Origin of the sequence: Streptomyces sp. MNU89, assembly GCF_020982505.1 — a bacterium.
GTDB classification, from domain to species: domain Bacteria; phylum Actinomycetota; class Actinomycetes; order Streptomycetales; family Streptomycetaceae; genus Streptomyces; species Streptomyces xinghaiensis.
The window spans coordinates 3,200,666-3,225,154 of the sequence record NZ_JAJKLL010000001.1; the positions used below are offsets into that span (position 1 = coordinate 3,200,666).

General features: G+C 72.5%; 23 protein-coding genes and 1 pseudogene. 8 read left to right on the top strand and 16 right to left on the bottom strand.

Annotated features, from left to right (window positions below; translation table 11 throughout):
- Window positions 1-37: 37 nt before the first annotated feature.
- The 3 genes from mqnE to E4N63_RS13720 form a co-directional block, all read right to left on the bottom strand.
- Window positions 38-1,216 carry an aminofutalosine synthase MqnE gene (gene mqnE, locus E4N63_RS13710; protein ID WP_125624096.1) on the bottom strand — a complete coding sequence of 393 codons (1,179 nt, stop codon included), beginning with the start codon at window positions 1,214-1,216 and terminating at the stop codon, window positions 38-40.
- Window positions 1,217-1,279: 63 nt separating this feature from the next.
- Window positions 1,280-1,732, bottom strand: coding sequence for an Lrp/AsnC family transcriptional regulator (locus E4N63_RS13715; protein WP_019707731.1), 453 nt, complete (start codon window positions 1,730-1,732; stop codon window positions 1,280-1,282).
- A 138-nt stretch (window positions 1,733-1,870) separates the two neighbouring features.
- Window positions 1,871-2,674, bottom strand: coding sequence for a UbiX family flavin prenyltransferase (locus E4N63_RS13720; RefSeq protein ID WP_230240800.1), 804 nt, complete (start codon window positions 2,672-2,674; stop codon window positions 1,871-1,873).
- A 194-nt stretch (window positions 2,675-2,868) separates the two neighbouring features.
- Here E4N63_RS13720 and E4N63_RS13725 point away from each other — a divergent pair, with 194 nt between their 5' ends.
- On the top strand, window positions 2,869-3,420 hold the full coding sequence (locus E4N63_RS13725; RefSeq protein ID WP_228429572.1) for a rhomboid family intramembrane serine protease: 552 nt from the start codon (window positions 2,869-2,871) through the stop codon (window positions 3,418-3,420).
- A 104-nt stretch (window positions 3,421-3,524) separates the two neighbouring features.
- Here E4N63_RS13725 and mqnP read toward each other — a convergent pair whose 3' ends face one another.
- Window positions 3,525-4,469 (bottom strand): menaquinone biosynthesis prenyltransferase MqnP, encoded by a 945-nt coding sequence (mqnP, locus tag E4N63_RS13730; protein WP_374112761.1) that lies wholly within the window; start codon window positions 4,467-4,469, stop codon window positions 3,525-3,527.
- Window positions 4,466-5,917, bottom strand: a complete 1,452-nt coding sequence (locus tag E4N63_RS13735) for a menaquinone biosynthesis decarboxylase (RefSeq protein ID WP_230240801.1) — start codon at window positions 5,915-5,917, stop codon at window positions 4,466-4,468. The genes mqnP and E4N63_RS13735 overlap by 4 nt, the downstream gene beginning before the upstream one ends.
- A gap of 88 nt (window positions 5,918-6,005) precedes the next feature.
- Here E4N63_RS13735 and E4N63_RS13740 point away from each other — a divergent pair, with 88 nt between their 5' ends.
- Complete coding sequence (locus E4N63_RS13740; RefSeq protein ID WP_125624091.1) at window positions 6,006-6,350, top strand: PLDc N-terminal domain-containing protein; 345 nt, start codon at window positions 6,006-6,008, stop codon at window positions 6,348-6,350.
- A 115-nt stretch (window positions 6,351-6,465) separates the two neighbouring features.
- Here the strand turns inward: E4N63_RS13740 and ccsB are convergent, their stop codons facing one another.
- The 6 genes from ccsB to hemL form a co-directional block, all read right to left on the bottom strand.
- On the bottom strand, window positions 6,466-7,563 hold the full coding sequence (gene ccsB / locus E4N63_RS13745) for a c-type cytochrome biogenesis protein CcsB (protein ID WP_125624090.1): 1,098 nt from the start codon (window positions 7,561-7,563) through the stop codon (window positions 6,466-6,468).
- Window positions 7,560-9,365 (bottom strand): cytochrome c biogenesis protein ResB, encoded by a 1,806-nt coding sequence (locus E4N63_RS13750; RefSeq protein WP_230240802.1) that lies wholly within the window; start codon window positions 9,363-9,365, stop codon window positions 7,560-7,562. Before E4N63_RS13750 ends, ccsB begins: the two co-directional genes overlap by 4 nt.
- A gap of 3 nt (window positions 9,366-9,368) precedes the next feature.
- Window positions 9,369-10,133, bottom strand: a complete 765-nt coding sequence (locus E4N63_RS13755; protein WP_230240803.1) for a cytochrome c biogenesis CcdA family protein — start codon at window positions 10,131-10,133, stop codon at window positions 9,369-9,371.
- Between the two features lie 4 nt (window positions 10,134-10,137).
- Window positions 10,138-10,755, bottom strand: coding sequence for a TlpA disulfide reductase family protein (locus tag E4N63_RS13760; RefSeq protein WP_125624087.1), 618 nt, complete (start codon window positions 10,753-10,755; stop codon window positions 10,138-10,140).
- Window positions 10,756-10,845: 90 nt separating this feature from the next.
- A complete protein-coding gene (locus E4N63_RS13765; RefSeq protein WP_228429574.1) occupies window positions 10,846-11,490 on the bottom strand; it encodes a histidine phosphatase family protein in 645 nt (214 codons plus the stop codon).
- Window positions 11,491-11,666: 176 nt separating this feature from the next.
- Window positions 11,667-12,986 carry a glutamate-1-semialdehyde 2,1-aminomutase gene (gene hemL / locus E4N63_RS13770; protein ID WP_185831213.1) on the bottom strand — a complete coding sequence of 440 codons (1,320 nt, stop codon included), beginning with the start codon at window positions 12,984-12,986 and terminating at the stop codon, window positions 11,667-11,669.
- A gap of 273 nt (window positions 12,987-13,259) precedes the next feature.
- On the opposite strand from hemL, the gene E4N63_RS13775 reads away from it, so the two are divergent.
- On the top strand, window positions 13,260-13,841 hold the full coding sequence (locus E4N63_RS13775; RefSeq protein WP_185831215.1) for a hypothetical protein: 582 nt from the start codon (window positions 13,260-13,262) through the stop codon (window positions 13,839-13,841).
- A 112-nt stretch (window positions 13,842-13,953) separates the two neighbouring features.
- On the opposite strand, the gene E4N63_RS13780 is transcribed toward E4N63_RS13775, so the two are convergent.
- Window positions 13,954-14,523, bottom strand: coding sequence for a TetR family transcriptional regulator (locus E4N63_RS13780; protein ID WP_230240804.1), 570 nt, complete (start codon window positions 14,521-14,523; stop codon window positions 13,954-13,956).
- 218 nt (window positions 14,524-14,741) lie between these two features.
- On the opposite strand from E4N63_RS13780, the gene E4N63_RS13785 reads away from it, so the two are divergent.
- Complete coding sequence (locus E4N63_RS13785; protein WP_230240805.1) at window positions 14,742-16,265, top strand: FAD-dependent oxidoreductase; 1,524 nt, start codon at window positions 14,742-14,744, stop codon at window positions 16,263-16,265.
- Window positions 16,266-16,299: 34 nt separating this feature from the next.
- Here E4N63_RS13785 and E4N63_RS13790 read toward each other — a convergent pair whose 3' ends face one another.
- The 3 genes from E4N63_RS13790 to E4N63_RS13800 all read right to left on the bottom strand — a co-directional run bounded on the left by E4N63_RS13790 (window position 16,300) and on the right by E4N63_RS13800 (window position 18,740).
- Entirely contained in the window at window positions 16,300-17,526 is a 1,227-nt protein-coding gene (locus E4N63_RS13790) for a cation:proton antiporter (protein WP_125624082.1), read from the bottom strand.
- Between the two features lie 4 nt (window positions 17,527-17,530).
- Window positions 17,531-18,016 (bottom strand): TrkA C-terminal domain-containing protein, encoded by a 486-nt coding sequence (locus tag E4N63_RS13795; protein WP_125624081.1) that lies wholly within the window; start codon window positions 18,014-18,016, stop codon window positions 17,531-17,533.
- Between the two features lie 244 nt (window positions 18,017-18,260).
- On the bottom strand, window positions 18,261-18,740 hold the full coding sequence (locus E4N63_RS13800) for a PepSY domain-containing protein (RefSeq protein WP_185831212.1): 480 nt from the start codon (window positions 18,738-18,740) through the stop codon (window positions 18,261-18,263).
- Window positions 18,741-18,933: 193 nt separating this feature from the next.
- On the opposite strand from E4N63_RS13800, the gene E4N63_RS13805 reads away from it, so the two are divergent.
- On the top strand, window positions 18,934-19,689 hold the full coding sequence (locus E4N63_RS13805) for an SDR family NAD(P)-dependent oxidoreductase (RefSeq protein WP_125624079.1): 756 nt from the start codon (window positions 18,934-18,936) through the stop codon (window positions 19,687-19,689).
- Window positions 19,690-19,735: 46 nt separating this feature from the next.
- On the opposite strand, the gene E4N63_RS13810 is transcribed toward E4N63_RS13805, so the two are convergent.
- Entirely contained in the window at window positions 19,736-20,929 is a 1,194-nt protein-coding gene (locus E4N63_RS13810) for an RtcB family protein (RefSeq protein WP_125624078.1), read from the bottom strand.
- A 203-nt stretch (window positions 20,930-21,132) separates the two neighbouring features.
- On the opposite strand from E4N63_RS13810, the gene E4N63_RS13815 reads away from it, so the two are divergent.
- The 3 genes and pseudogenes from E4N63_RS13815 to E4N63_RS31490 form a co-directional block, all read left to right on the top strand.
- The gene (locus E4N63_RS13815; protein ID WP_230240806.1) at window positions 21,133-21,873 is read left to right on the top strand and encodes a hypothetical protein; all 741 of its coding nucleotides are present in this window, start codon (window positions 21,133-21,135) and stop codon (window positions 21,871-21,873) included.
- A gap of 292 nt (window positions 21,874-22,165) precedes the next feature.
- The gene (locus tag E4N63_RS13820) at window positions 22,166-22,849 is read left to right on the top strand and encodes a DUF3558 domain-containing protein (RefSeq protein ID WP_185831211.1); all 684 of its coding nucleotides are present in this window, start codon (window positions 22,166-22,168) and stop codon (window positions 22,847-22,849) included.
- Between the two features lie 183 nt (window positions 22,850-23,032).
- Window positions 23,033-23,732, top strand: a pseudogene (locus tag E4N63_RS31490) (DUF2637 domain-containing protein); the annotation flags it as partial.
- Between the last annotated feature and the right edge of the window lie 757 nt (window positions 23,733-24,489).

The window sequence follows — 24,489 nt, forward strand, 5'->3', positions numbered from 1 at the left end:
GGGAACGGAGAGCCCGGGAGCGGAGAGCCGGGGCGGCTCAGACCCGCATCGCCTGCGGCGTCTCGCGCCGGTCCGGGTCCGGGCCCGGGTACTCCTTGATGATCTCGTAGCGGGTGTTCCGCTCGACGGGGCGGAAGCCGGCGTCGCGGATCAGCTCCAGCAGGTCCTCACGGGTCAGCTTGTCGGGCGTCCCGTAGTTGTCCGCGTCGTGCGTGATCTTGTACTCGACGACCGAGCCGTCCATGTCGTCCGCCCCGTGCTGGAGCGCGAGCTGCGCCGTCTGCACGCCGTGCATCACCCAGAAGACCTTGACGTGCGGCACGTTGTCGAACAGCAGCCGGGAGACCGCGAAGGTCTTCAGCGCCTCGGCGCCGGTGGCCATGGTGGTCCGGGCCTGGAGCCGGTTGCGGATCTTGCCGTCCTTCATGTCCACGAAGTCGTGCTGGTAGCGGAGCGGGATGAAGACCTGGAACCCGCCGGTCTCGTCCTGGAGTTCACGCAGCCGCAGCACGTGGTCCACGCGGTGGCGCGGCTCCTCGATGTGCCCGTAGAGCATCGTGGAGGGCGTCTTGAGCCCCTTGGAGTGGGCGAGGCGGTGGATGCGCGACCAGTCCTCCCAGTGGGTGCGGTGGTCGACGATGTGCTGCCGCACCTCCCAGTCGAAGATCTCGGCGCCGCCGCCGGTCAGCGACTCCAGACCGGCGTCGATCAGCTCGTCGAGGATCTCCGAGGCGGACAGGCCCGAGATCGTCTCGAAGTGGTGGATCTCCGTGGCCGTGAACGCCTTCAGCGAGACGTCCGGCAGCGCCTTCTTCAGCTCCCGCAGCGAGCGCGGGTAGTAGCGCCAGGGCAGCGTCGGGTGAAGTCCGTTGACGATGTGCAGCTCGGTGAGGTTCTCGCCCTCCATCGCCGTGGCGAGGCGGACGGCCTCCTCGATGCGCATCGTGTACGCGTCCTTCTCGCCCGGCTTCCGCTGGAAGGAGCAGTAGGCACAGGACGCGGTGCACACGTTCGTCATGTTGAGGTGCCGGTTGACGTTGAAGTGCACGACGTCGCCGTTCTTGCGCGTGCGCACCTCGTGGGCCAGGCCGCCGAGCCAGGCCAGGTCGTCGCTCTCGTAGAGGGCGATGCCGTCCTCCCGGGTCAGCCGCTCCCCGGCGAGAACCTTCTGCTCGAGCTCGCGCTTGAGGCCCTCGTCTTGAGCAGATGCAGCCATGCGGCAGCCTCCCATTACCTCGTCAATCGGACTCCGTCGAGCCTACGCCTTCCCGTCCGGCGCTCACTCCCCGGGCAGTTCCCCGACCCGGTCCTCCCACTTGGTGGAGAGCACGATCGTGGTGCGGGTGCGGGAGACGCCCTTGATCGCGGAGAGGCGGCGGATGATCGACTCCAGTCCGTCCACGTCGGTGGCGCGCACCTTGAGCATGTAGGAGTCGTCACCGGCGATGAACCAGCAGTCCTCGATCTCGCCCAGATCGCGCAGCCGGTGCGCCATGTCCTCGTGGTCCGTGGCGTCCGAGAGCGAGATGCCGATCAGAGCCGTGACGCCGAGGCCCAGGGACGCGGAGTCGACGGTCGCCCGGTAGCCGGTGATCACGCCCGCCCCCTCCAGGCGGTTGATCCGGTCGGTGACACTCGGGCCGGAGAGCCCCACCAGCCGCCCCAGCTCCGCGTACGAGGCCCTGCCGTTCTCCCGCAGAGCCTGGATGAGCTGCCTGTCCACCGCGTCCATGACGTTGAAGCCTTCCGATGCTCAGCACTGTCGCGCGATGCGCGAAGATCGTGGATGGGAGTTGTGAATCCAAGAATCGCAGGGCGTGCGGCCTGCGAAGCACCCGGCCCATCGGGGACGGGCCTTCGGATGCGGGTTTCACTCACCCGCGCCGCCCGTCCGGGGCCCGGGGCGGTCTCCGGCCGCCCCGCCGGTCCGGCCCACCGCGCCGGCCGCTCCGGTCCCGTTCCCGGCGGCCCCGCCCAGCGCTCCGTCCCACCTGCGGTACAGCTTGTGCGGTACGCCCGCCGCGTCGAGCACCCGGCCCGCCACGAAGTCGACCAGGTCCTGGATGTCCGTCGCGCCCGCGTAGAAGGCCGGGGAGGCGGGCAGCACCACCGCTCCGGCCTCGTCCAGCGCCACCAGCTGGCGCAGCGTCGGCCCGCTCAGCGGCGTCTCCCGCACGGCCATCACCAGCGGGCGGCGCTCCTTGAGCGTGACGCTCGCCACCCGCTGCAGCAGATCCTTCGACAGCCCCAGCGCGATCCCGGCAACGGAGGCCGTGCTCGCCGGGACGACCAGCATTCCGCGCACCGGGTACGAGCCCGAGGACGGCCCCGCGGCGAGATCCCCGGCCGGCCAGTACCGCACCGCATCCAGGTCCGGCAGGGACGCCTCGAAGCGGTCGGGGGTGCCGTCGGCTCCCCGCGCGAGCCAGCGGCGCAGGTCCTCCCGCCAGTGCGCGTCCCGGAAGGAGATCCCCGTCTCGTCCAGCAGGGTCAGCCGGGACGCCCGGCTGACCACCAGGTCCACCGTCTCCTCGGCGTGCAGGAGCGCCCGCAGCACCGCGGCGGCGTAGGGCGTGCCGGACGCCCCGGACACCCCCACGACCCAGGGGCGGCGCCCCGCGCGGACCGGGGGCGCGCCGGTCGTCTCGTACTGTTCTCCGTGCGGCGGCTCCACGGTTCGAGCCTATCGGGAGCCCCCGGCCGGAACAGGACAAGGTACCCCGGCCGTTCTTCTGGGCAGAAGTACACGGAGCGTGAGGGGGAACCATGAGCTACGGAAGCTACGGATCCGGCTGGCCGCCACCGGGGCGGCCCGCCCGGCGGCCCGAGCCGAGCGGCGGCCAGAAGGCGAAGGCCGCGGCCGGTCTGATGGCCGTCTGGGTGGCGCTGCTGTGGCTGCTGGAGTTCATCGACGTGGCCACCGGCAACTCCCTCGACACCTACGGCGTCTCCCCGCGCGACACGGGCGAGCTGCGCGACGTGGTGCCGGCGTCGTTCCTCCACTTCGGCTTCGACCACGTCGCGGCGAACACCGTTCCGCTGGCCCTCTTCGGCTTCCTCGCCGCACTGCGCGGCATCGGCCGCTTCCTGGCCGTCGTCGCGGTGATCGTGGTGACGGGCGGGCTCGGGGTCTGGCTGACGGCCCCCGCCGGGTCGGTCACCGCCGGCGCCTCGATCGTCGTCTTCGGCCTCTTCGGCTATCTGGTGGTGCGGGGCTTCATCGACCGGGTGGTGACGGACGTCATCGTCGGCCTGGTGATCGCCGTGCTGTACGGCTCGATCATCTGGGGCGTGCTGCCCACCGCGGGCTCCGTGAGCTGGCAGGGCCACCTCTTCGGGCTGATCGGCGGAGTGATCGCGGCGGTGGTGTTCCGCCGCCGGGCCGGTGCGGGCGGGCGGCGGGAGACCATCGTCGGCTGACGTCCCCGGCAGGATCGGCACGGGCGGCGCCCCCTCCCCGTGCGGGCGCCGCTCACCCGCCCGGCCGCCGCGCAAGCCGAGCCGCCTCACATGCCCCGCCCGCCTCACACGGTCAGTCCGCGCACCACCAGGTCGAGCAGGGTGAACAGGAACAGCACCACACCGATCACGCCGTTGACCGTGAAGAACGCCCGGTTCAGCCGGGAGAGGTCGTGCGGCCGCACGATCGAGTGCTCGTAGACGAACGCCACCGCCACGATCGCCAGGCCCGCCCAGAAGAACGCGCCCGCGCCGGTCAGCGCCCCGTACCAGGCCAGCAACCCCGTGGTGACGACGTGCGCGCCGCGCGCCCCGTGCAGCGCGGCCGGGACGCCGAAGCGGGCGGGGACGGAGCGCACGCCCTCGGCGCGGTCCGCCGCCACGTCCTGGCTGCCGAAGATCAGGTCGAAGCCGCCGATCCAGACGCCGACGGCGAGCCCGAGGACCACCGCGTCCCAGGACCAGGCCCCGGTCACCGCGATCCACGCCCCGACCGGGCCGATCGCCTGGGCCAGCCCCAGGATGGCGTGCGGGAAGTCCGTGAACCGCTTGCCGTACGGATAGACCACCATCGGGACGACGGCGATCGGCGCCAGCGCCAGGCAGAGCGGGTTGAGCAGGGCCGCCGCGCCCAGGAAGACGGCGAGGGCGATCAGCGCGCCGGTCCAGGCGGAGCGCACCGACACCGCGCCCGTCACCAGTTCCCGCCCCGCGGTGCGCGGATTGCGGGCGTCCACCTCGCGGTCGATGATCCGGTTGGCGGCCATGGCGAAGGTCCGCAGTCCGACCATCGCCACGGTGACGAGGAACAGCTCCCACCAGTGGACGGTCCCGTCGTCCAGGAACATCGCGGTGAGCGAGGCGATGTAGGCGAAGGGCAGCGCGAAGACCGAGTGCTCGATCATCACCAGCCGCAGGAACGCCCGGACACCGCCCTTAGCGGCGGGCCGCGCCGGGACGGGCTCCCGCTCCGGCAGGGGGCGCCCGGAGGCCGCGGATTCCGCGCTCACAGCCCGTACTCCGCCCAGCGCCGGCTCACCAGCTCGGCGGTCTCCGGGTCCGGCAGCACCATCCGCGGCCAGCCGCCGTCACGCGTGTAGCCCTCCTCGGGCAGCTTCGCGGTGGCGTCGATACCGGCCTTGCCGCCCCAGAACTGCTGGTAGGAGGCGTGGTCGAGATGGTCCACGGGGCCCTCGGCCACCGTGAGGTCGCGGGCGTAGTCGGTGTTGCCCAGCGCCCGCCAGGCCACCTCGTGCAGATCGTGCACGTCGCAGTCGGAGTCGACCACGACGATCAGCTTGGTCAGCGACATCATGTGGGCGCCCCAGATGGCGTGCATCACCTTCTGCGCGTGCTTCGGGTACTTCTTGTCGATCGAGACGATCGCGCAGTTGTGGAAGCCGCCCGCCTCGGGGAGGTGGTAGTCCACGATGTCCGGAACGATGATCTTGAGCAGCGGCAGGAAGAACCGCTCGGTGGCCCGGCCCAGCGGACCGTCCTCCGTCGGCGGCCGGCCCACCACGATCGACTGCAGCAGCGGCCGCTTCCGCATCGTCACGCAGTCGATGGTCAGTGCGGGGAACGGTTCCTGCGGGGTGTAGAAGCCGGTGTGGTCGCCGAACGGCCCCTCCGGCAGCATCCGTCCCGGCTCCAGCCAGCCCTCCAGTACCACCTCGGCCCGCGCCGGCACCTGCAGCGGCACCGTCTTGCAGTCGGCCATCTCGATCCGCTTGCCCTGCACGAAACCGGCGAAGAGGTACTCGTCGATGTCGCCGGGGAGCGGCGCCGTGGAGGCGTACGTCACCGCCGGCGGGCAGCCGAAGGCGATGGCGACCGGCAGCCGCTCACCGCGCCGGGCGGCCGTCTGGTAGTGGTTGCGGCTGTCCTTGTGGATCTGCCAGTGCATGCCGATGGTGCGCCGGTCGTGCCGCTGGAGCCGGTAGAGGCCGAGGTTGCGGATCCCGGTCTCCGGGTCCTTGGTGTGGGTGAGGCCGAGGTTGAAGAAGGAGCCGCCGTCCTCCGGCCAGGTGAACAGCGCGGGCAGCCGGTCGAGATCGACGTCGTCGCCGGTGAGGACGGTCTCCTGGACCGGGGCGTCCTTGACCTTCTTCGGCGGTACGTGCGTCATGCCGGCGAGCTTCCCGAACGCCTCGCGCATCCCGGTGAAGCCCTGCGGCAGCTCGGGCCTGAGCAGCCCGCCGATCTTGTCGCTGATGTCGGCGTAGGAGGCCAGGCCGAGGGCCTTGAGCAGCCGGCGGTCGGTGCCGAAGACGTTCATCGCCAGCGGCATCGAGGAGCCCTTGACGTTCTCGAAGAGCAGTGCGGGACCGCCGGCCTTGTTGACCCGGTCGGTGATCTCCCCCACTTCCAGGTAGGGATCGACCTCGGCCTTGACGCGCTTGAGGTCACCGTCGCGCTCCAGCGCCCGCAGCAGCGAGCGCAGATCGTCGTAAGCCATGCGGACCAGTATCCGTCACCCCGTACGCTGGAGTTGTCACCGGGGCTGTCCCGGATCCGCCACCGTACTTCAGGGGGCCTGCTCCGACATGTTGAGGTATCTGCCGTTTCTCCTGGTCCTGGCGTTGTGGATCTACGCGTTCATCGACTGCCTCAACACGCCTGAGGACCAGGTCCGCAAGCTGCCGAAGCCGGTGTGGGTGCTGATCGTGGTGCTCTTCGGCTATGTGCTGTTCGGCTCGCTCGCGTGGCTGCTGGCCGGCCGGCCGCGGCGCACCGCGGGGGCGGGCGGCGGCTGGGGCGGGCGCGGAGTGCGCGGCGGCGGCCAGTGGATCGCGCCCGACGACAACCCGGACTTCCTCCGCTCGCTCGACGACGAGCACAAGGACCGCAAGAAGGACGGGAACGGCCCGGACGACGGCCCGGCGGCCTGACCGCCCGGGAACACCCGCGGGCCCGGACCCGGGACCCGTACAGCGCAACGGGAGGGCGCCCCCCGGTGACCGGAGGGCGCCCTCCCGTTGCGCTGTCGAGCGGAGGGCCGCCCGCTCACACCCCGGCGTAGGAGTGCTTGCCGGTGACGAAGATGTTGACGCCGTAGTAGTTGAAGAGGAAGCAGGCGAAGGCGGCCAGCGCGATGTACGCGGCCTTCCGGCCTTTCCAGCCGGCCGTGGCGCGGGCGTGCAGATAGCCGGCGTAGGCGACCCAGGTGATGAAGGACCAGACCTCCTTGGGGTCCCAGCCCCAGTAGCGGCCCCAGGCGGCCTCGGCCCAGATGGCGCCCGCGATGATCGTGAAGGTCCAGAGCGGGAAGACCAGCGCGTTGACGCGGTACGCGAACTTGTCGAGCGTGGCGGCCGCGGGGAGCCGGCTCAGCACCGAGTCGGCGAAGGCGCCGGGCTGCTTGCCCTCCGGGGCCGCCAGCTTGGCCTCGTAGCGGTCGCGGAAGAGGAAGAGCACCGTGGCGACGGCACCGAGGTAGAACACCCCGCCGGAGATGATCGCGCAGGAGACGTGGATCCACAGCCAGTACGAGTCCAGGGCCGGGACGAGCTGGTCGCTCTCCGTGTAGAGCACGGAGACGGCGAGGCCGAGGTCGAGCAGCACGGTCGTGACCAGCGGCAGGCCGAGCCAGCGCACCGGCTTCTTCGCGAGGAGCAGAGCGAGGTAGGAGCCGACCACGACCATCGAGAAGGCCGTGGAGAACTCGTACATGTTGCCCCAGGGGGCGCGCTCCACGGACAGGGCGCGGGTCAGCACCCCGCCGGCGTGCAGCAGGAACGCGAGGGTGGTGAGCGACACGGCGATCCGGCCGTAGAGGTCGCCGCCCTCGTCACCTCCCGCAGCGCCCGGCCCGTCGGGCACGTCCCGGCTGCCGGCCGCACCCCGGGTCACGACCCGGGGGCGCTCCAGCACGGTGGTGCCGCCCCGGCCGGTGACCCGGACGGCGGGCGCGGACGCGGCCCCGGCCTGCCCGGCGGGCCTCTCGGTCAGCGCGGCGGCCGTGCGGCCGACCTTGCTTCGGCCGCCCAGCACCCACTCCGCCATGTGGGCGCCGAAGGCCAGGACGTAGACGGCCATCGCGGAGTAGATCAGCACATTGCTGATGGTGGCCAGGTTCTCATTGGCTGCGGCTGCCAGGTTCACGCGCGCGCTCCTTCGGCGGGACCAGCGGGATCGGGGTTCTCACGGTCGTCGCCGGCAGGTTCTCCGGCGGCTGTCTCTTCGGCCGGCTTCCCGGCGGCGGTTTCTGCGTCCGGCTCGGGTACCGGCGGGGCCGTCTCCCGGAGGGCCACGGCCAGATCGGCCAGTTCCTCCGGCAGCCGGGCGGACTCGCTGCGGCCCAGCGCGGCCATCTCCACGACGGTGCCGGAGCCGTCCGCGGCCGGCCGCGCCCGGACCCACACCCGGCGCCGCTGGATGAAGAGGGAGCCCGCGAGTCCCAGCAGCGCCGCGACGGCGCCGCCCAGGGCCCAGCCCTTGCCGGGCTGGCTGGAGATCTGGAAGCTGGCCCACTCCTCGACGCGGTCGAAGGTCAGCGAGCCCTGGCCGTCGGGCAGTTGCGCGGTCTCGCCGGGCCGCAGGAACTTCCGGTAGAGGTCGCCGTTCTCCTTGAACTGCTTCATCTTCCGGGTGTCGAGCTGGTAGACGTTCTGCGGGATGCCCGCGTCGACGCCGAGGCTGCCCATGAAGGCGTTGATCGACAGCACCGGGTAGTCCAGCGCCGGGAAGGTGGAGTGCGGGCCCCGCACCTCGTCCAGGGCGAAGGTCGGCAGGAAGCGGCCCTGGAAGCCGAGCTGGGTTTTCTCGCCGTCCTTGTCGCGGGCGTCGGGCACCTTGATGACGCCGACGGAGGTGTTGTTGGTGTCCTGCGGCAGGAACGGCACCGGCCCCCGGTAGGCGATGTCGCCCTGGCCGTCCTTGACGGTGACGACGGGCGCGTAGCCGTAGCCGATCAGATAGACCTTGGTGCCGTCGACCTCCAGCGGATGGTTGACCTCGATGCTCCCCTTCTTCTCCGCGCCGTCCGCGCCCTCCCAGTGGGTGACGTCGGCGCGGAAGGTGCGCGGGGTGCCCTTCTGCGGGCCGCCGCGCTCGAAGGTGGCCTCGAAGTCGTCCAGCCGGAAACCGAACGGGGTGAGCTCGTCGGTGTCGTAGAGGCTCGCGGCGCGGAAGTCGTCGTACTGGGGAAGGGTGTTGGTGAAGCCGTCGCCCTTGACGATCAGCTTGCCGCCCTCGGCCTTCCACAGGCTGCCCGCCGCGAAGGCGATGAGCATCACGATGAGCGCGATGTGGAAGACGAGGTTCCCCGCCTCCCGCAGATAGCCCTTCTCGGCGGCGGCGGTGTCCCCGCCGCGCCACGCGCGGAAGCGCCGCCGGCGCAGCGTCCGGTGGGCGGCGTCCAGCACCTCCTCCGGCGCGGCGGCGGTCCGCCAGGTCGTGTACGCGGGGAGCCGGGTGAGGCGGCTCGGGCCGGCCGGCGGGCGGCCGCGGAGCTGGCCGGTGAACTGCCAGGTGCGCGGCACGATGCAGCCGATGAGGGAGATGAACAGCAGGATGTAGATCGCCGAGAACCACACCGAGCTGTAGACGTGGAACAGGCCGAGCTTGTCGTAGAGCGGCGCCAGCGTCTCGTTCTCGGCCCGGAACTCCTCGACCGCCATCGGGTCGACGCCGGTCTGCGGGATCAGCGAGCCGGGGATCGCGCCCAGCGACAGCAGGAAGAGCAGCAGCAGCGCCACCCGCATCGAGGTGAGCTGCCGCCAGAACCAGCGGGCCCAGCCGATGACGCCCAGGCCGGGCAGCGGGGCGCTCTCGTCGGGGGCGGTGGACAGCTGGGAGCCCGCCGCGCCGAGCCCGGAGGACGGGGGACCGTCCGGCCCGGCCGCCGGGTCGGGGCCGTTCCCGGCCCTGGTGCCGGCTTCGGCGTTCTTCGTCGTCTCGGCCATGGATCAGATTCCCGGGGTGAAGGTGGAGGACCAGACCTGGAGGCCGCCGATCAGACGGTCCCAGACGCCCGTGACGAGCAGCAGGCCGACGGCGATCATCATCAGGCCGCCCGCCCGCATCACCCACACATAGTGCAGCTTGACCCAGGAGAAGGCGCCGAGCGCCCGCCGGAACGCGACCGCGGCCAGCAGGAACGGCACCCCCAGCCCCAGGCAGTACGCGACGGTGAGCAGCGCGCCGCGGGCGGCGCTGGCCTCGTTGAAGGCGAGGGTGTTGACGGCGGCGAGGGTCGGGCCGATGCACGGCGTCCAGCCGATGCCGAAGAGCACCCCCAGCAGGGGCGCCCCGGCCAGGCCCATCGCGGGTCTGCGGTGGAAGCGGAACTCGCGCTGGGTGAAGCCGCCGAGCACGCCCATGAAGGCGAGGCCCATCACGATGGTGAGGGCGCCGAGGGCCTTGGTGATCGTCTCCCGGTACTCCTCCAGCGTGAAGCCGAAGTTCCCGAAGAGGGCGCCGTAGGAGACGAAGACGGCGGTGAAGCCGAGGATGAACAGCGAGGCGCCGGCCGCCATCCGCCCCTTGCGGGCCTCGGCGAGATCGCTGCCGCTGACGCCGGTGACGTAGCTGAGATAGCCCGGCACCAGGGGCAGCACGCAGGGGGAGAAGAAGGAGACCAGTCCGGCGAGCACGGCGATCGGCAGGGCGAGCAGCAGGGCCCCGCTGAGCACGGTCTGGTTGAACGTCTCCGCGGCGAGAAGCGTCGTCACGGAATCACTTCTCCGCGATCAGCGGTTCGATCATCTCGCGCAGCTCGTCCTCGCCCAGCGGCTTGAGCGCACGGGCGGCGATCTTGCCCTCCCGGTCGATGACCAGCGTGGACGGGATGGCCTTGGGGTTGAGACTGCCCTTGGGGAAGCGGAGCATGAGCTTGCCGACCGGGTCGTAGAGACTCGGATACGGCACCTCGAACTCCTCCTCGAACTTTCTCGCCGGAGTGATGTTGGGGTCGCGGGTGTTGATGCCGAGGAAGCGGACGCCCTCGTCCTTCGTGTCGTTCGCGACCTTCACCAGGTGCGGCATCTCGGCCCGGCAGGGGGCGCACCAGGAGCCCCAGACGTTGACGACCACGACCTCGCCCCTGTAGTCGGCGAGCGCGGCCCGCCCGCCGTCCACCGTCTCACCGGACAGGTCGGGCGCCTTCTGCCGGTCGCCCTTCGCCGCGCGGTCGACGCCGCCGTCGCCCGCGACGAAGCCCGTGTTGCCCGAGCCCCCGGACGTCTCTCCGCCCCCGCAGGCCGTCAGCAGCAGCATTCCCGCCGCGGCGGCGGCTGCGAGGGCGGCGGTGCGGCGGCGGGGCGTGCGGCCTCGGGGGGTGTGGCAGGCACTCATGTGAAAAGTTTCGCATGACCGATTGGCCGATCTTCCGCACCCCCTGCCCGCCCGGAAACCGCCTGTGGCCGGGGCCCCCCGGAGTCCCTCTCAGGCGCCGAAGCCCTTGGCGCCCTTGACCGGTTTGGCGCCCGCGAGCAGATGGGCCGGGACGAGGTCCCGGGCCGGCTCGGTGTAGCCGACCGAGACGACCCGGTCACCCTGGAAGGTGAACGTGGTCAGGCTCGCCAGGGTGCACTGCCGCTTGCGCGGGTCGTGCCAGAGCCGCCGCTTCTCGACGAAGCTGCGCACCGTCCAGATCGGCAGCTGGTGGCTGACGGCCAGCGCCTCGTGCCCCCGCGCGGCGTCGCGGGCGGCGTGCAGCGCCGCCATCATCCGGACGACCTGCTCGACGTACGGCTCGCCCCAGGAGGGCCGGAACGGGTTGGTCAGGTGCCGCCAGTTGGCGGGCCGGCGCAGCGCGCCGTCCCCGACGCCGAAGGTCTTGCCCTCGAAGACGTTGGCCGCCTCGATCAGCCGTTCGTCGGTGGCGACGGTCAGCGCGTGCGCCTTGGCGACGGGTCCGGCCGTCTCCTGGGCCCGCTCCAGCGGGGAGGAGACGACATGGGTGAGGTCGCGGCCGGCGAGGTGTTCGGCCACCCGTTCGGCCATCTTCCGGCCGAGTTCCGAGAGGTGGTAACCGGCCCGGCGCCCGTAGAGCACGCCGTCCGGATTGTGCACCTCGCCGTGGCGCATCAGATGGACGACGGTGATCTCGTCGCCGCCGGCCGGGCCACCGGAGCCACTGCCGCCACCCGAGCCACTGCCGCCACCGGCTGTGCTGCCGCCACCGGTGCTGCCGTTGCTGGCTGCCATCCCGTTCCGCTCCCCTTCCGCTCTCCCGTTCCGTTCGCGTCCGCCCGGACCGGCCATCACGCATCCGCCCCCGGGGCCGCCGCCGCGGCGGCGCGGGCCGCGGCCGGCAGCGCGGCCGCGACGCGCTCCACCGCGGCCCCGTCGTGCGCCGTGGAGACGAACCACGACTCGAAGGCCGACGGCGGGAGGTACACCCCGTGCGCGAGCATCGCGTGGAAGAAGGCGGTGAACCGGTGGACGGCCTGGGTCTTCGCCGTCGCGTAGTCCGTCACGGCCTCGTCGGTGAAGAAGACGGAGAACATGCTGCCCGCGGTCTGCAGCCGGTGCGCGACGCCCTCCTTGGCCAGCGCCTCCGTCACCAGCGTCCGCACCTCGGCGGAGACCGCGTCGAGCGTCTCGTACGCGGCGTCGTCCAGCAGCCGCAGCTGCGCGACGCCGGCGGCGGTGGCGACCGGGTTACCGGAGAGGGTGCCCGCCTGGTAGACGGGACCCGCCGGGGCGAGCGCCGCCATGACGTCGGCCCGGCCGCCGAAGGCCGCCGCCGGGAAGCCGCCGCCCATGACCTTGCCGAAGGTCATCAGGTCCGGCCGCACCCCGTCGAGGCCGTACCAGCCGGCCTTCGAGACCCGGAAGCCCGTCATGACCTCGTCCGAGACGTACAGCGCGCCGTTCTCCCGGCAGAGGTCGGCCAGGCCCTGGTTGAAGCCGGGCCGCGGCGGGACGACGCCCATGTTGCCCGGGGACGCCTCGGTGATCACGCAGGCGATCTGCTCCGGGTGGGCGGCGAACGCGGCCCGCACGGCGTCCAGGTCGTTGTACGGCAGCACGATCGTGTCGCCCGCCTGCGCGCCCGTCACCCCGGGGGTGTCCGGCAGCCCGAAGGTCGCCACCCCGGAGCCGGCCGAGGCCAGCAGCGCGTCCACGTGGCCGTGGTAGCAGCCGGCGAACTTGACCACCTTGGCGCGGCCGGTGAAGCCGCGGGCCAGCCGGATCGCGGACATCGTCGCCTCGGTCCCGGAGGACACCAGCCGCACCTGCTCCACGGGCGCCACCCGGGCCACGATCTCCTCGGCGAGCTCGACCTCGTCCGCACCGGGTGTGCCGAAGGACGTACCGCGCGCGACCGCCGCCCGTACGGCCTCCTGAACACCGGGGTGCGCGTGGCCCAGGATCATCGGGCCCCAGGAGCACACCAGATCGACGTACTCGCGGCCGTCGGCGTCGGTGAGGTACGGACCCGTACCGGACACCATGAACCGGGGCGTACCGCCCACGGCACCGAAGGCGCGGACCGGGGAATTCACACCACCCGGTGTCACGGCGGCCGCACGGTCGAAGAGCGCCTGCGAGACGGGAGCTTCATACGGAAAAGACACTTTGATCCTGACCTGCGGGTACGTAGGTGAGGGACGGCGGCGGCCGCGCCCGGCTGACAAAGGTGCGGGACTTTCCTCCGACACTGAGACGAGACCTTCAGCCGTCCGTACGTCTGCGAGACTGGGGCATGCAGGAGTAAGTCACACAAGCCATGGTCTCAGAGCCCCGCAGGATCGTGTGCGGCCGGGCGTTTCGGCCGCCGGTCGCTGGGGATGTCTCTGAGACGATGATCGGGTTGCGCGGCCTGTGCCGCGACTTATCGGGTGGAGACTATGCATCGCGGTGGCGGACTGGGCGAGGGGACCGACGACCTGGACCCCGAGCGCGCCCGCGCCTCCCGTGCGGCCCGCCGGGGGAGGGGCCGGCACCGGGGCGAGCGTGATCCCGAGGCACCGAGGGGGAGCAGGAGTGGCCGCGTGGGGGTGACCTACAAGTACTTCGGGGCGCCCGACGGAGCGACCGCCGCCCGCGTCCCGGTCTCCATGCGTCCGGAGGAACTCGGCGGCGACGAGCTCGGCATGGGCGGCATGTTCACCAAGATCAAGCCGGAGACGATGGCCGCGATGGTCCTCACCGGCATCGAGGGCGTACCGCTGCACAAGGTCCCGCCGCTGGAACTGGTCGTCCTCCACCCCGACTACGCCGTGGTCAAACTGCCGGTGACGGCCGTCGACCCGCTGCGCGGGGTCGGCGAGGAGGCGGTGGGCGCGGCGGCCTTCATCTGGTCCACCGTCCCCGACCGCGGCGGCCCGCGCGACGCCTTCACCGTCTACCAGCTGCTCCACGAGTGGCAGGACTTCTCCGAACGCCTCCACCACGCGGGCCACCAGCCGTACTGCCTCGTTTGGCCCTGAGCCGCAGTCCCGCGGGCAGCAGGTGTCCGTGCCCACCGCTGCCGTCCGGCGGCCGGACAGGCGCACCGCCCGGTCAGCGGCACCCCGGTCACGGCCGCCCCGGTCGCGGCCGTCACGGCGCCGCCGCCGTCAGATAGCGCTGCACCGTCGGCGCGAGCCAGGCCACGACCTCCTCGCGGGGCATCTCCGCCACCGGCGGCAGCCGCAGCACATAGCGGGTCAGCGCCATGCCGAGCATCTGGGAGGCCGTGAGTCCCGCGCGGACCGCGGCCTGGCCGGGGTCGGGGCAGACGGCGGCGACGACCGGGCCGAGCTGCTCCCGGAAGATCGCGCGGGTCCGCTCGGCGCCCGCCGCGTTGGTGACGCCGACGCGCAGGGTCGCCGTCATCGCCTCGTCCTCCTCCCAGCGCTCCAGGAAGTGGGCGACGAGGACGGTGCCGATCTCCTCGCGCGGTACGGCGCCGAGGTCCGGGAGGCGGAGGTCGACGGCGGAGGAGGCCGCGGCGAACAGGCCCTCCTTGTTGCCGTAGTAGCGCATCACCATCGACGGGTCGATCCCCGCTTCCCGGGCGATGGCGCGGATGGTGGCGCGTTCGTACCCGTCCGCGGCGAAGCGCACGCGGGCCGCGGCGAGGATCGCGTCGCGGGTGGCCTGGGAGCGGCGGGCGGGTGCGGGATCCATACCGGTCAGCCTAGGCCCACGCCTGTGGGCCAACAGCCGTGGGCCGACGGCCGCGCACCGCGGTGGCACGCCAACGTTCGTACGGACCACCGCTGTTGACCGCGCCGAACCGCACACCTACGCTTGCCAACAAGTGTTGGCCAACAAGCGTTGACATCATCGGCGGGCGCGGCCCCCGGATCATGGGGGCATGACCGCGCCGTTCCCAGGAGGCGGATATGCGCACCCCCCTCACCACCTCGGACGTCCTCGTCGTCGGCGCCGGCCCCACCGGGCTGCTGCTGGCCGGTGACCTCGCCGCGGCCGGGCTCTCCGTCACCGTCCTGGAGAAACGCCCGCCGGGCCGCTCCTCGCTGACCCGGGCCTTCGCCGTGCACGCCCGCACCCTGGAACAGCTCGACGCCCGCGGCCTCGCCGACGACCTGGTCGCGCGCGGCACGCCCCTGGAGCGCGTCGAGCTCTTCGGCACCCTCTCCCTCGACCTCGGCCGGCTCCCCAGCCGCTTCCCGTTCCTCCTGGTCACGCCGCAGTACGAGGTCGAACGGCTGCTGGAGCGGCGCGCCGCGGAGCGCGGGGTCCGCTTCCGGTACGGCTCCGAGGTCACCGGCCTGCGCCAGGACCCCGGCGGAGTGGAGGTGACCGCCGCCGAGGAGCACGGCACGGCCACCCACCGCGCCGCATACCTCGCCGGCACCGACGGCCACCACAGCACCGTCCGCCGCGCCCTGGGCCTGCCCTTCCCCGGCGGCTCCGTGATCCGCTCGCTGGTCCTCGCCGATGTGCGGCTGGACCGGGAGCCGCCGGAGCTGCTCGCGCTCCGGGGCGACGGCGAGAACTTCGCGCTCGTCATCCCGTTCGGCGACGGCTGGTACCGCGTGGGCGGCTGGAACCGGCACCGCCAGGTGCCCGACCACGCGCCGGTGGACCTGGCGGAGGTGCGGGACACCGTGCGCCGCGCGCTCGGCGACGACTTCGGGATGCGGGACCCGCGCTGGCTGTCCCGGTTCCACAGCGAGGAGCGTCAGGTCCCCGCCTACCGCACCGGGCGGGTGCTGCTCGCGGGCGACGCCGCCCATGTGCACTCCCCCGCCGGCGGACAGGGCATGAACACCGGCCTGCAGGACGCGGCCAACCTCGGCTGGAAGCTCACCGCCGTCCTCCGCGACGGAGCACCCGACAGCCTGCTGGACACCTACCACGACGAACGGCACCCGGTCGGCCGCATGGTGCTGCGCAGCAGCGGCGCGATCCTGCGCCTGGCGATGGCCTCGGGCCCGGCCGGGCTCGGCGCGCGCCGGCTGGCCGCGCTGGCCGTCGGCCGGATCCGCCCCGTGGGCCGGCGCGCGCTCGGCAACGTCACCGGCATCGGCGTCGCCTACCGCGCCGGACGCGGAGCGCACGTCCTGACGGGGCGGCGCGCCCCGGACCTCCGGCTCGCGGCTCCGCCCGGGGCCGCCGCGGGCACCGACGCCCCCGCCCGGCTCCACGAGGCCCTGCGCGGGGGCCGGTTCGTCCTCGTGGCTCCGGCGGACGGACCCGGGCAGGCCGGGCCGAGGGAGGCGCCGGCCGGATACGGGAGCCGGGTCCGGCCCGTGCACTGGGCGGGTGACCGGCGTACCACCCTGCTCGTCCGCCCCGACGGCTACGTGGCCTGGGCCTCGGACGCCCCGTCCCCGTCCGGCCTCCGCACGGCCCTCCACCGCTGGGCCGGACCACCGTCCCCGCCCGGCCCCGGCAGCTGACGGCCGGCCGTGTCCGGGTGCCCGCCGCCCCGCGTCAGGGTTTGCTGCCCGCCGCGGCCGACGCGTCCGTACCGGCACCGCCCTCCGCGGGCGCGGCCGGGGGCTTCCGGCCGCCGAACAGCCGCAGGGCGACCGGCTCGGTGTAACGGGCGGTCAGCGGGCCGATGATGACGAGCAGCAGCACGTACGCCGTCGCCAGGGCGCCGAGCCGCGGTTCGACTCCGGAGCTGATCGCGAGCCCCGCGATGACGATGGAGAACTCGCCGCGGGCCACCAGCGCGCCACCGGCCCGCCAGCGGCCCTTCTCGCCGATCCTCGCCCGCTTCGCCGCCCAGTAGCCCGTCGCGATCTTGGTGATGGCGGTGAGGACCGCCAGGATCAGCGCCGGGACGATCACCGGCGGGATGCTCTCCGGATTGGTGTTCAGCCCGAAGAAGACGAAGAAGACCGCCGCGAAGAGGTCACGGAGCGGGACCAGTACCGCGTGCGCCCCCTCCGCCACCTCGCCGGAGAGCGCGATGCCGACCAGGAACGCGCCGACCGCCGCCGAGACCTGCAACTGCTGGGCGACGCCCGCGACCAGCAGCGTCAGCCCCAGCACGACCAGCAGCAGCTTCTCCGGGTCGTCGCTGGAGACGAAGCGCGAGATCACCCGGCCGTAGCGGACCGCGGCGAACAGGACGAAGCCCGCGACAGCCAGCGCGACACCGAGGGTCACACTGCCGGCCGCGATGCTCAGCCCGGAGAGCAGCGCCGTGAGCAGCGGCAGGTAGACCGCCATCGCCAGGTCCTCGAAGACGAGGACACTGAGGATGACCGGTGTCTCCCGGTTGCCGACCCGGCCGAGGTCGCCGAGGACCTTGGCGATGACCCCCGAGGAGGAGATCCAGGTGACGCCCGCCAGCACCACGGCGGCGACCGGGCTCCAGCCCAGCAGCAGCGCCGCGGCGGCGCCCGGCAGCGCGTTGAGGACGAAGTCGACGATCCCGGCCGGGTACTGCTTGCGGAGGTTGCCCACCAGATCCGCGGCGGTGTACTCCAGGCCGAGCATCAGCAGCAGCAGGACGACGCCGATCTCCGAGGCCTGGGCGACGAACTCCTCGCTCGCGCCCAGCGGCAGCAGCCCGCCGTGGCCGAAGGCCAGACCGGCGAGGAGGTAGAGCGGGATCGGCGAGAAGCCGTAGCGGCCGGCGAAGCGTCCCAGCAGGCCCAGCGCGAGGATGAGGCCGCCGAGTTCGATCAGGAATATGGCTCCGTGCATGCGCTCATTCCCGTTCGAGGATCGCGGCGGCGGCGTCCACGCCCTCGCGGGTCCCGATGACGATGAGCGTGTCACCCCCGGCCAGGCGGAAGTCGGGGGTCGGCGAGGGGATCGCCTCGGAGCGGCGCAGCACGGCGACGACGGAGACACCCGTCTCCGTGCGGAGGCAGGTGTCGCCCAGGACGCGTCCGTTCCAGTGCGAGGACCCGCTCAGCGGGATGCGTTCCGCGACCAGGCCGAGGTCCGTGGTGTAGAGCAGGCTCGGGCTGTGGTCCTGCGGGGCCATGGTGTCCGCCAGGAGGGCCGCTTCGGAGCCGGTGAGGCGCAGCGACAGCGCGCAGGCGTCGGGATCGTCGGACCGGTAGGCGTTGAAGGTGCGGGTGCCGTCCCGGTGGGCGACCACGGACAGATGGCGCTGTTCGCGCGTGGTCAGGTCGTATTGGACACCAATGCCGGGCAGTGGTGTCGTGCTCATGCGTGGTGCCGGCACGGTGACCCCCTTTTTTCCGGCCTCACTGGGCCGACGTGGCGGAACGGACGGCGCGGTCGCGTCAGCGGGGCCGCGCGTCAAGAACCCTGCCACACGGCCCGCCGGCGCCGGACGGCGGTGAAGGGCGCCGGGAGCGGGGGGCCGGGGCCGGAGGCGCTGTGTGCGGCTCCGGTCCCGGCCGTCGTGCTCCGGCCTCGTAACCGGGCCGTCCCCCGGGTGTGTCCCCGGGTGTCTCTCCGGTGTCTCAGTCGTCCTTCTCGACCTTCAGGATGCAGCCGGTCCTCGGGTCGATCAGCACGTCGTACGTGATCTTGCCGCGCTTGACCTCCACCTCCCAGACCTTCCGCTTCTTCTTGTCCTTCGGGTGGAGCCTCTCCTCCTCCACCTCGGCCGCGGTGACCTTCCCGGGCACGGCGCCCTCGGCGATCGTGATCGCCTCGCGGATCTCCACCGGGTGCGCGTGGCCGTGCCGGCCGTGCTTGTTCTGCTTGCCGTGCTTGCCGTGGTGGCCGTGGTGCTTGTGGCAGCGGCCGTGGCCGTGGCCGGAGTGGTGGCCGTGGCCGTGACCGGCGTGGTGACCGTGACCGCGGTGCTGGTCGTGGGCCGAGGCCGTCGCCGGGACTCCGGCGACCAGAGCGGCGGCGGCGACCAGACCGGTGACCGCGGCGCCCAGCCGCTGGGCGACCGTGCGCGAACGGCGGAGGGCAGGGTCCGTTACGGGCATGAAAGGTGCTCCTCGATGTCGGGATCCGATCCGTCCGGTGATGCCGGACGACCGCACCTTTCCCCGCCCGCCTGACGGTCTGTCATGGAATATGCATCTCGTCCCCCGATCAGACCTTCCTCTGATCCGATCAGCAGCGGCATATCCTTCGTGCGGACGATCACAGCCAAGCCAGGCTCGCAACGGAGGCACCATGAGCACGCGTACCGCAGTCGTCACCGGCGCCAGCAGCGGAATCGGCGCGGCGACCGCCCGCAGACTGGCCGAAGCCGGATACCGGGTACTGCTCACCGCGCGCCGCGCGGACCGCATCGAGGCGCTGGCGGCCGAGTTGACGGCGGCCGGGCTGGAGGCCGCCGCCCACCCGCTCGACGTCACGGACCGCGCGGCCGTCGACGCCTTCGCCGCCTCCCTCGACCGCTGCGACGTACTGGTCAACAACGCCGGCGGCGCACTGGGCCTCGACCCGGTGGCCACCGGCGACCCCGCCGACTGGCGGGCGATGTACGAGGTGAACGTCCTCGGCGTCCTGCACGTCACCCAGGCCCTGCTGCCGGCCCTGACCGCCTCCGGCGACGGCACGGTCGTCGTGCTCACCTCCACCGCCGGACACGGCACCTACGAGGGCGGCGGCGGCTATGTGGCCGCCAAGCACGGCGCCCACGCCCTCGCCGAGACCCTCCGGCTGGAGCTGTGCGGCGAACCGGTCCGGGTCATCGAGGTGGCCCCCGGCATGGTGCGCACCGACGAGTTCGCGATGACCCGCTTCCGCGGTGACGAGGAGCGGGCGGCGGCTGTCTACGCGGGCGTGGCGGAGCCGCTCACCGCCGAGGACGTGGCGGACACCGTGGCGTGGGCGGTCACCCGCCCCCCGCACGTCAACATCGACCTGCTCGTCGTCCGCCCGCGCGCACAGGCGTCCAACACCAAGGTCCACCGCGAGAGGTGAGCCCGGCAGCCGCCCGGGCCCGAATCCATGGGCCCGGGCGGCGCCCTCAGCCCTTCACGCAGATGACCTGCTTGAGCTTGGCCACGACCTCGACCAGATCGCGCTGCTGGTCGATGACCTGCTCGATCGGCTTGTACGCGGCCGGGATCTCGTCCACGACCCCGGAGTCCTTGCGGCACTCCACGCCCCGGGTCTGCTCCTCCAGGTCCCGGGCCGTGTACCGCCGCTTGGCCGCGTTGCGGCTCATCCGCCGGCCCGCGCCGTGGGAGGCGGAGTTGAAGGACGCCTCGTTGCCGAGCCCGCGCACGATGTACGAGCCGGTGCCCATGGAGCCCGGGATGATGCCGTAGTCCCCGCCGCCCGCGCGGATCGCCCCCTTCCGGGTGACCAGCAGGTCCATGCCGTCGTACCGCTCCTCGGCCACATAGTTGTGGTGGCAGGAGATGACCGGTTCGAAGACGGGCCGGGCCTTCTTGAACTCCTTGCGGACCACGTCCTGGAAGATGCCCATCATGATCGCGCGGTTGTGCTTGGCGTACTCCTGCGCCCAGAACAGGTCGTTCCGGTAGGCCGCCATCTGCGGGGTGTCCGCGACGAACACGGCGAGGTCCCGGTCCACGAGGCCCTGGTTGTGCGGCAGTCGCTGCGCGATACCGATGTGGTGCTCGGCCAGCTCCTTGCCGATGTTGCGGGAGCCGGAGTGCAGCATCAGCCAGACCGTGCCGGACTCGTCCAGGCAGAACTCGATGAAGTGGTTGCCCGAACCGAGCGAACCCATCTGCTTCGCGGCCCGCTCCCGGCGGAACCTGACCGCCTCGGCCACCCCGCCGAACCGGGACCAGAAGTCCTCCCAGCCCGCCGTCGGGAAGCCGTGCAGCCGCCCCGGGTCGACGGGCTCGTCGTGCATCCCGCGCCCCACCGGTATCGCCTGCTCGATCCTCGACCGGAGCCGGGAGAGGTCACCGGGCAGGTCGTTGGCGGTCAGCGAGGTCTTCACCGCCGACATCCCGCAGCCGATGTCCACCCCGACCGCGGCCGGGCAGACGGCGCCCCGCATCGCGATCACCGAACCGACCGTCGCGCCCTTGCCGTAGTGCACATCGGGCATGACGGCCAGGCCCTTGATCCAGGGCAGCGTGGCGACGTTCTCCAGCTGGCGCATCGCGCCGTCCTCGACGGTGGCCGGGTCGGCCCACATCCGGATCGGCACCCGCGCACCGGGCAGCTCGGTGTATCCCACGACGTCCTCGATTCCCCCGCCGGCCGGGGTCCCCCCGTGACCGGGACTGATGTCTCCCGCTGGTCGAAAGCGCACGGTACAAAACCCTCCATCCCCCCGGATAACCGGCATCGGCCCGGCGGAGGCGGCGGCGCGTGCGGTACACATTGTCTCCATCGGCCGCCGACCGGCGGCAACAGCTTTTCCGAAGGGAGCCGGGCACCGTGCAGCGATGGGCGTACGGAACGAGCGCCGTGGCAGCCGCGCTGCTCGTCGGGCTGACGGGGTGCACCGGTTCCTCCGGTGACGACGGCGGGGACGGTTCCGAGCAGGGCGACCCCTCCGCCGCCTCCTCCGCCGGGGCCGGCAAGTACCGCACCCTCCCCGAGGCCTGCGGCGCCGTCGAGCGCGGCACCCTGCGCGTCCTCCTCCCCGGCCTCGACAAGCTGGAGGGCACGACGCGCGAGAAGGCGTACGACGGCCAGCCGGCGCTCACCTACGACACCGACCGCCGCACCGGCTGCCGCTGGGCCACCGGGCTCTCCGACGGCACCCGCAACCTGGTCATCGACTTCGAGCGGGTCGTCTCCTACGACCCGGCCCTCAGCGACGACGACCGCGCGCAGCAGCTGTACGACAAGAAGGCCGCCGAGGCCGGCATCCCCGCCCCCGTCGACGAGAAGCCGGAGGACGGCAAGCCGTCCGCCGCCGCTTCCGAGTCCCAGGCCGGGAACGCCGACCCGGTCGAGACCACGGGCGCGGCGGACAGCGGAGAGGGCGAGAACGCCGGGGACGGCGAGCAGGGCAGCGGGGACAAGGGCGGGGAAGGCGGCACGGACACCGGAGGCAACGGCACATCCGGGGAGAACGGCGAAAAAGGGGAGAAGGAGGAGGAAAGCGAGGAATCCCCGCGTCCTCCCTCCGCCGACCCTCCACCGCCCCCGGGCCCTCGACGGGCTGGGTGATGTCGCTTACATCGACGACCATCTCGGCACCGCCGATTCCGGCGCCCACCGCGACATCACGATCGTCTTCCGGGCCTCGAACGTCCTGGTGACCATCACGTATGACCAGTGGTCGACGCGCCGTTCGGACATCCCGGGCAGCAGGGAGCTCCAGGCCAGGGCGCAGCGCCTGGCCCGTGAGCTGTCGGACACCTTCGACGCATGACCGCCGCCCGTCCCGCCGTCCTCCCTTACGGTGGTGCGGCGTACGGGTGGTACCACCGCCCCTGGATGACAGATGAGCGAAGGAACCATGCACCGATCAGCCACGCGACTTCTCGCCGCCGCAGCCGTCATACCCATGATGTTCGTCGCCGGCTGCTCCTCGGACTCCGGTGACGAGGCGGAGACCAAGCCGTCCGCGTCATCGGCGGAGGCGAGCGCCTCGCCCACCACGGCCCCCGCGAAATACGCCGAACTGCCCAAGGCGTGCAAGGCCGTCGGCAAGGACACCATCGAGGACCTCGTCCCCAAGGCCGACAGCGAGACCGGCACGGCCGGCAAGTCGAGCGACGTCAACGCGCGCAGCACCTGCTCCTGGTACGGCCTCGACGGTTTCCAGTACCGCTGGCTGGACATCTCCCTGCAGCGCTTCGACTCCGACGCGACGCTCGGCAGCGCGGAGTCGCGCGCCCAGGAGTACTTCACCAAGCAGGTCGGCGAGGCCAAGTCCGTCAAGGGCGGCAAGGACGTGAAGAACGCGACACCGTCCGGCATCGGCGACGAGGCGGCCACGGTGCGCTACGACATCACCAAGGACGGCGACGGCTTCAAGAACCAGACCGTCGTGACCCGCACCGAGAACGTCGTCATCACCCTGAACTACAACGGCGCCGGCTACGAGGACGCCAAGCCCCCGAGCGCCGACGAGCTGCTCAAGGACGCCGAGAAGGCCGCCAAGGAGGCCGTCAAGGCCGTCGCCGGCGCCAACAAGTGAGCGACGGCCGCCGCCCCCGGACCGGGATCCGGACGGGCTTCCGCCCGAACCGCCCATGAGATACCGCGCGTAACCGGGGATACCGCCCGGGAGCCCGGGCCCGCGACAGGTCCGGGCTCCTCGCACTCGCACACATGTGCCAGGCTGTGCCCGCCAGTTGTCGACACCGGAAGGGGAGCGCGGGTGGCCGCCATGCAGCTGACACGCACACACCGCATTTTGATCGGGGTGGTGGTCGCCGGTGCCGTGCTGATCGCGGCGATCGGCTTCGCCGGTTCGTACGCGGCGGTCCGCGACCTCGCCGAGCAGAAAGGGTTCGGCGCCTTCTCCGTCGTCTTCCCCATCGGGATCGACGCGGGGATCGTCGTCCTGCTCGCCCTGGACCTGCTGCTGACCTGGATCCGCATCCCGTTCCCGCTGCTGCGCCAGACCGCCTGGCTGCTCACCGCCGCCACCATCGCCTTCAACGGCGCCGCGGCCTGGCCCGACCCGCTGGGCGTCGGCATGCACGCCGTCATCCCCATCCTCTTCGTCGTCTCCGTCGAGGCCGCCCGGCACGCCATCGGCCGGATCGCCGACATCACCGCCGACAAGCACATGGAGGGCGTACGCCTCTCCCGCTGGCTGCTGGCCTTCCCCTCCACCTTCCGGCTCTGGCGCCGGATGAAGCTGTGGGAACTGCGCTCCTACGACGAGGTCATCCGCCTCGAACAGGACCGCCTCGTCTACCAGGCCCGCCTCCGCGCCCGCTACGGCCGCGCCTGGCGCCGCAAGGCACCCGTCGAGTCGATGATGCCGCTCCGGCTGGCCCGCTACGGCGTCCCGCTCGCCGAGACCGCGCCCGACGGGCTCGCGGCCGCCGGCATCGACCCGGCCGCACCGGCCGCCGTGCGCCCCTCCCCGCGCCGCCCCGAACTCACCGCCGGGGAACACCACTCCGGGGCCGAGGCCGGGCGGGCGCCCGGCCACGAACGCCCGGCGGAGCACACCACCGCCGGGGAGTCCGCACCGACCGCCGGATACGGCGCCGCGGACCACACCGCCGCCGGCCCCGAGTACACCGGAACCCCCCGGTACGACGGATCCCCGCACCACGACGGAGCCCCGCACCACGACGGAGCCTCCGAGTACCCCGCCGCCCCCGGCCCCGCCCGCGAACCCTCTCCCCGGCCGAGCCGGTCTCCCCGGGTGACCGTGCCGGTCGCCCTGGGCCGCGAGCGCCCCTGGGCAGCCCCCAGCCGTACGTCCCGGCGCAGAGCGGCCCCTTCCCGGCCGAGCCGGGCCCCGCCGCGGAGGAGGAGACCGCCGCCGCCCCGGGCCTGCCCGACGACATGTCCCGCGAGGAGGCGTACTTCGGCGCGTTCCGCCGGTACGTCGCCGAGCGCGGCGACTTTCCCAACGCCCGCCAGTTCGGCCTCTACCTCATGGACCTCTACGGCATCCGCGGCCGCACCGGCGGCCCGCTCAGCGAGAGCTCGCTCCGCGGCTACCTCCGCGAGTTCCGCCACCGCTACACGGCCGAGATGGACACCGAGCACATCGCCTGACGGGCCCGCGCCGGCCCGCTCCGCCGGCCCGCCCCGCGGCTCACCCGCGCCCGGTACGGCCCCGACCGCCCGGTACGCCGGCGGCGCGGTGCC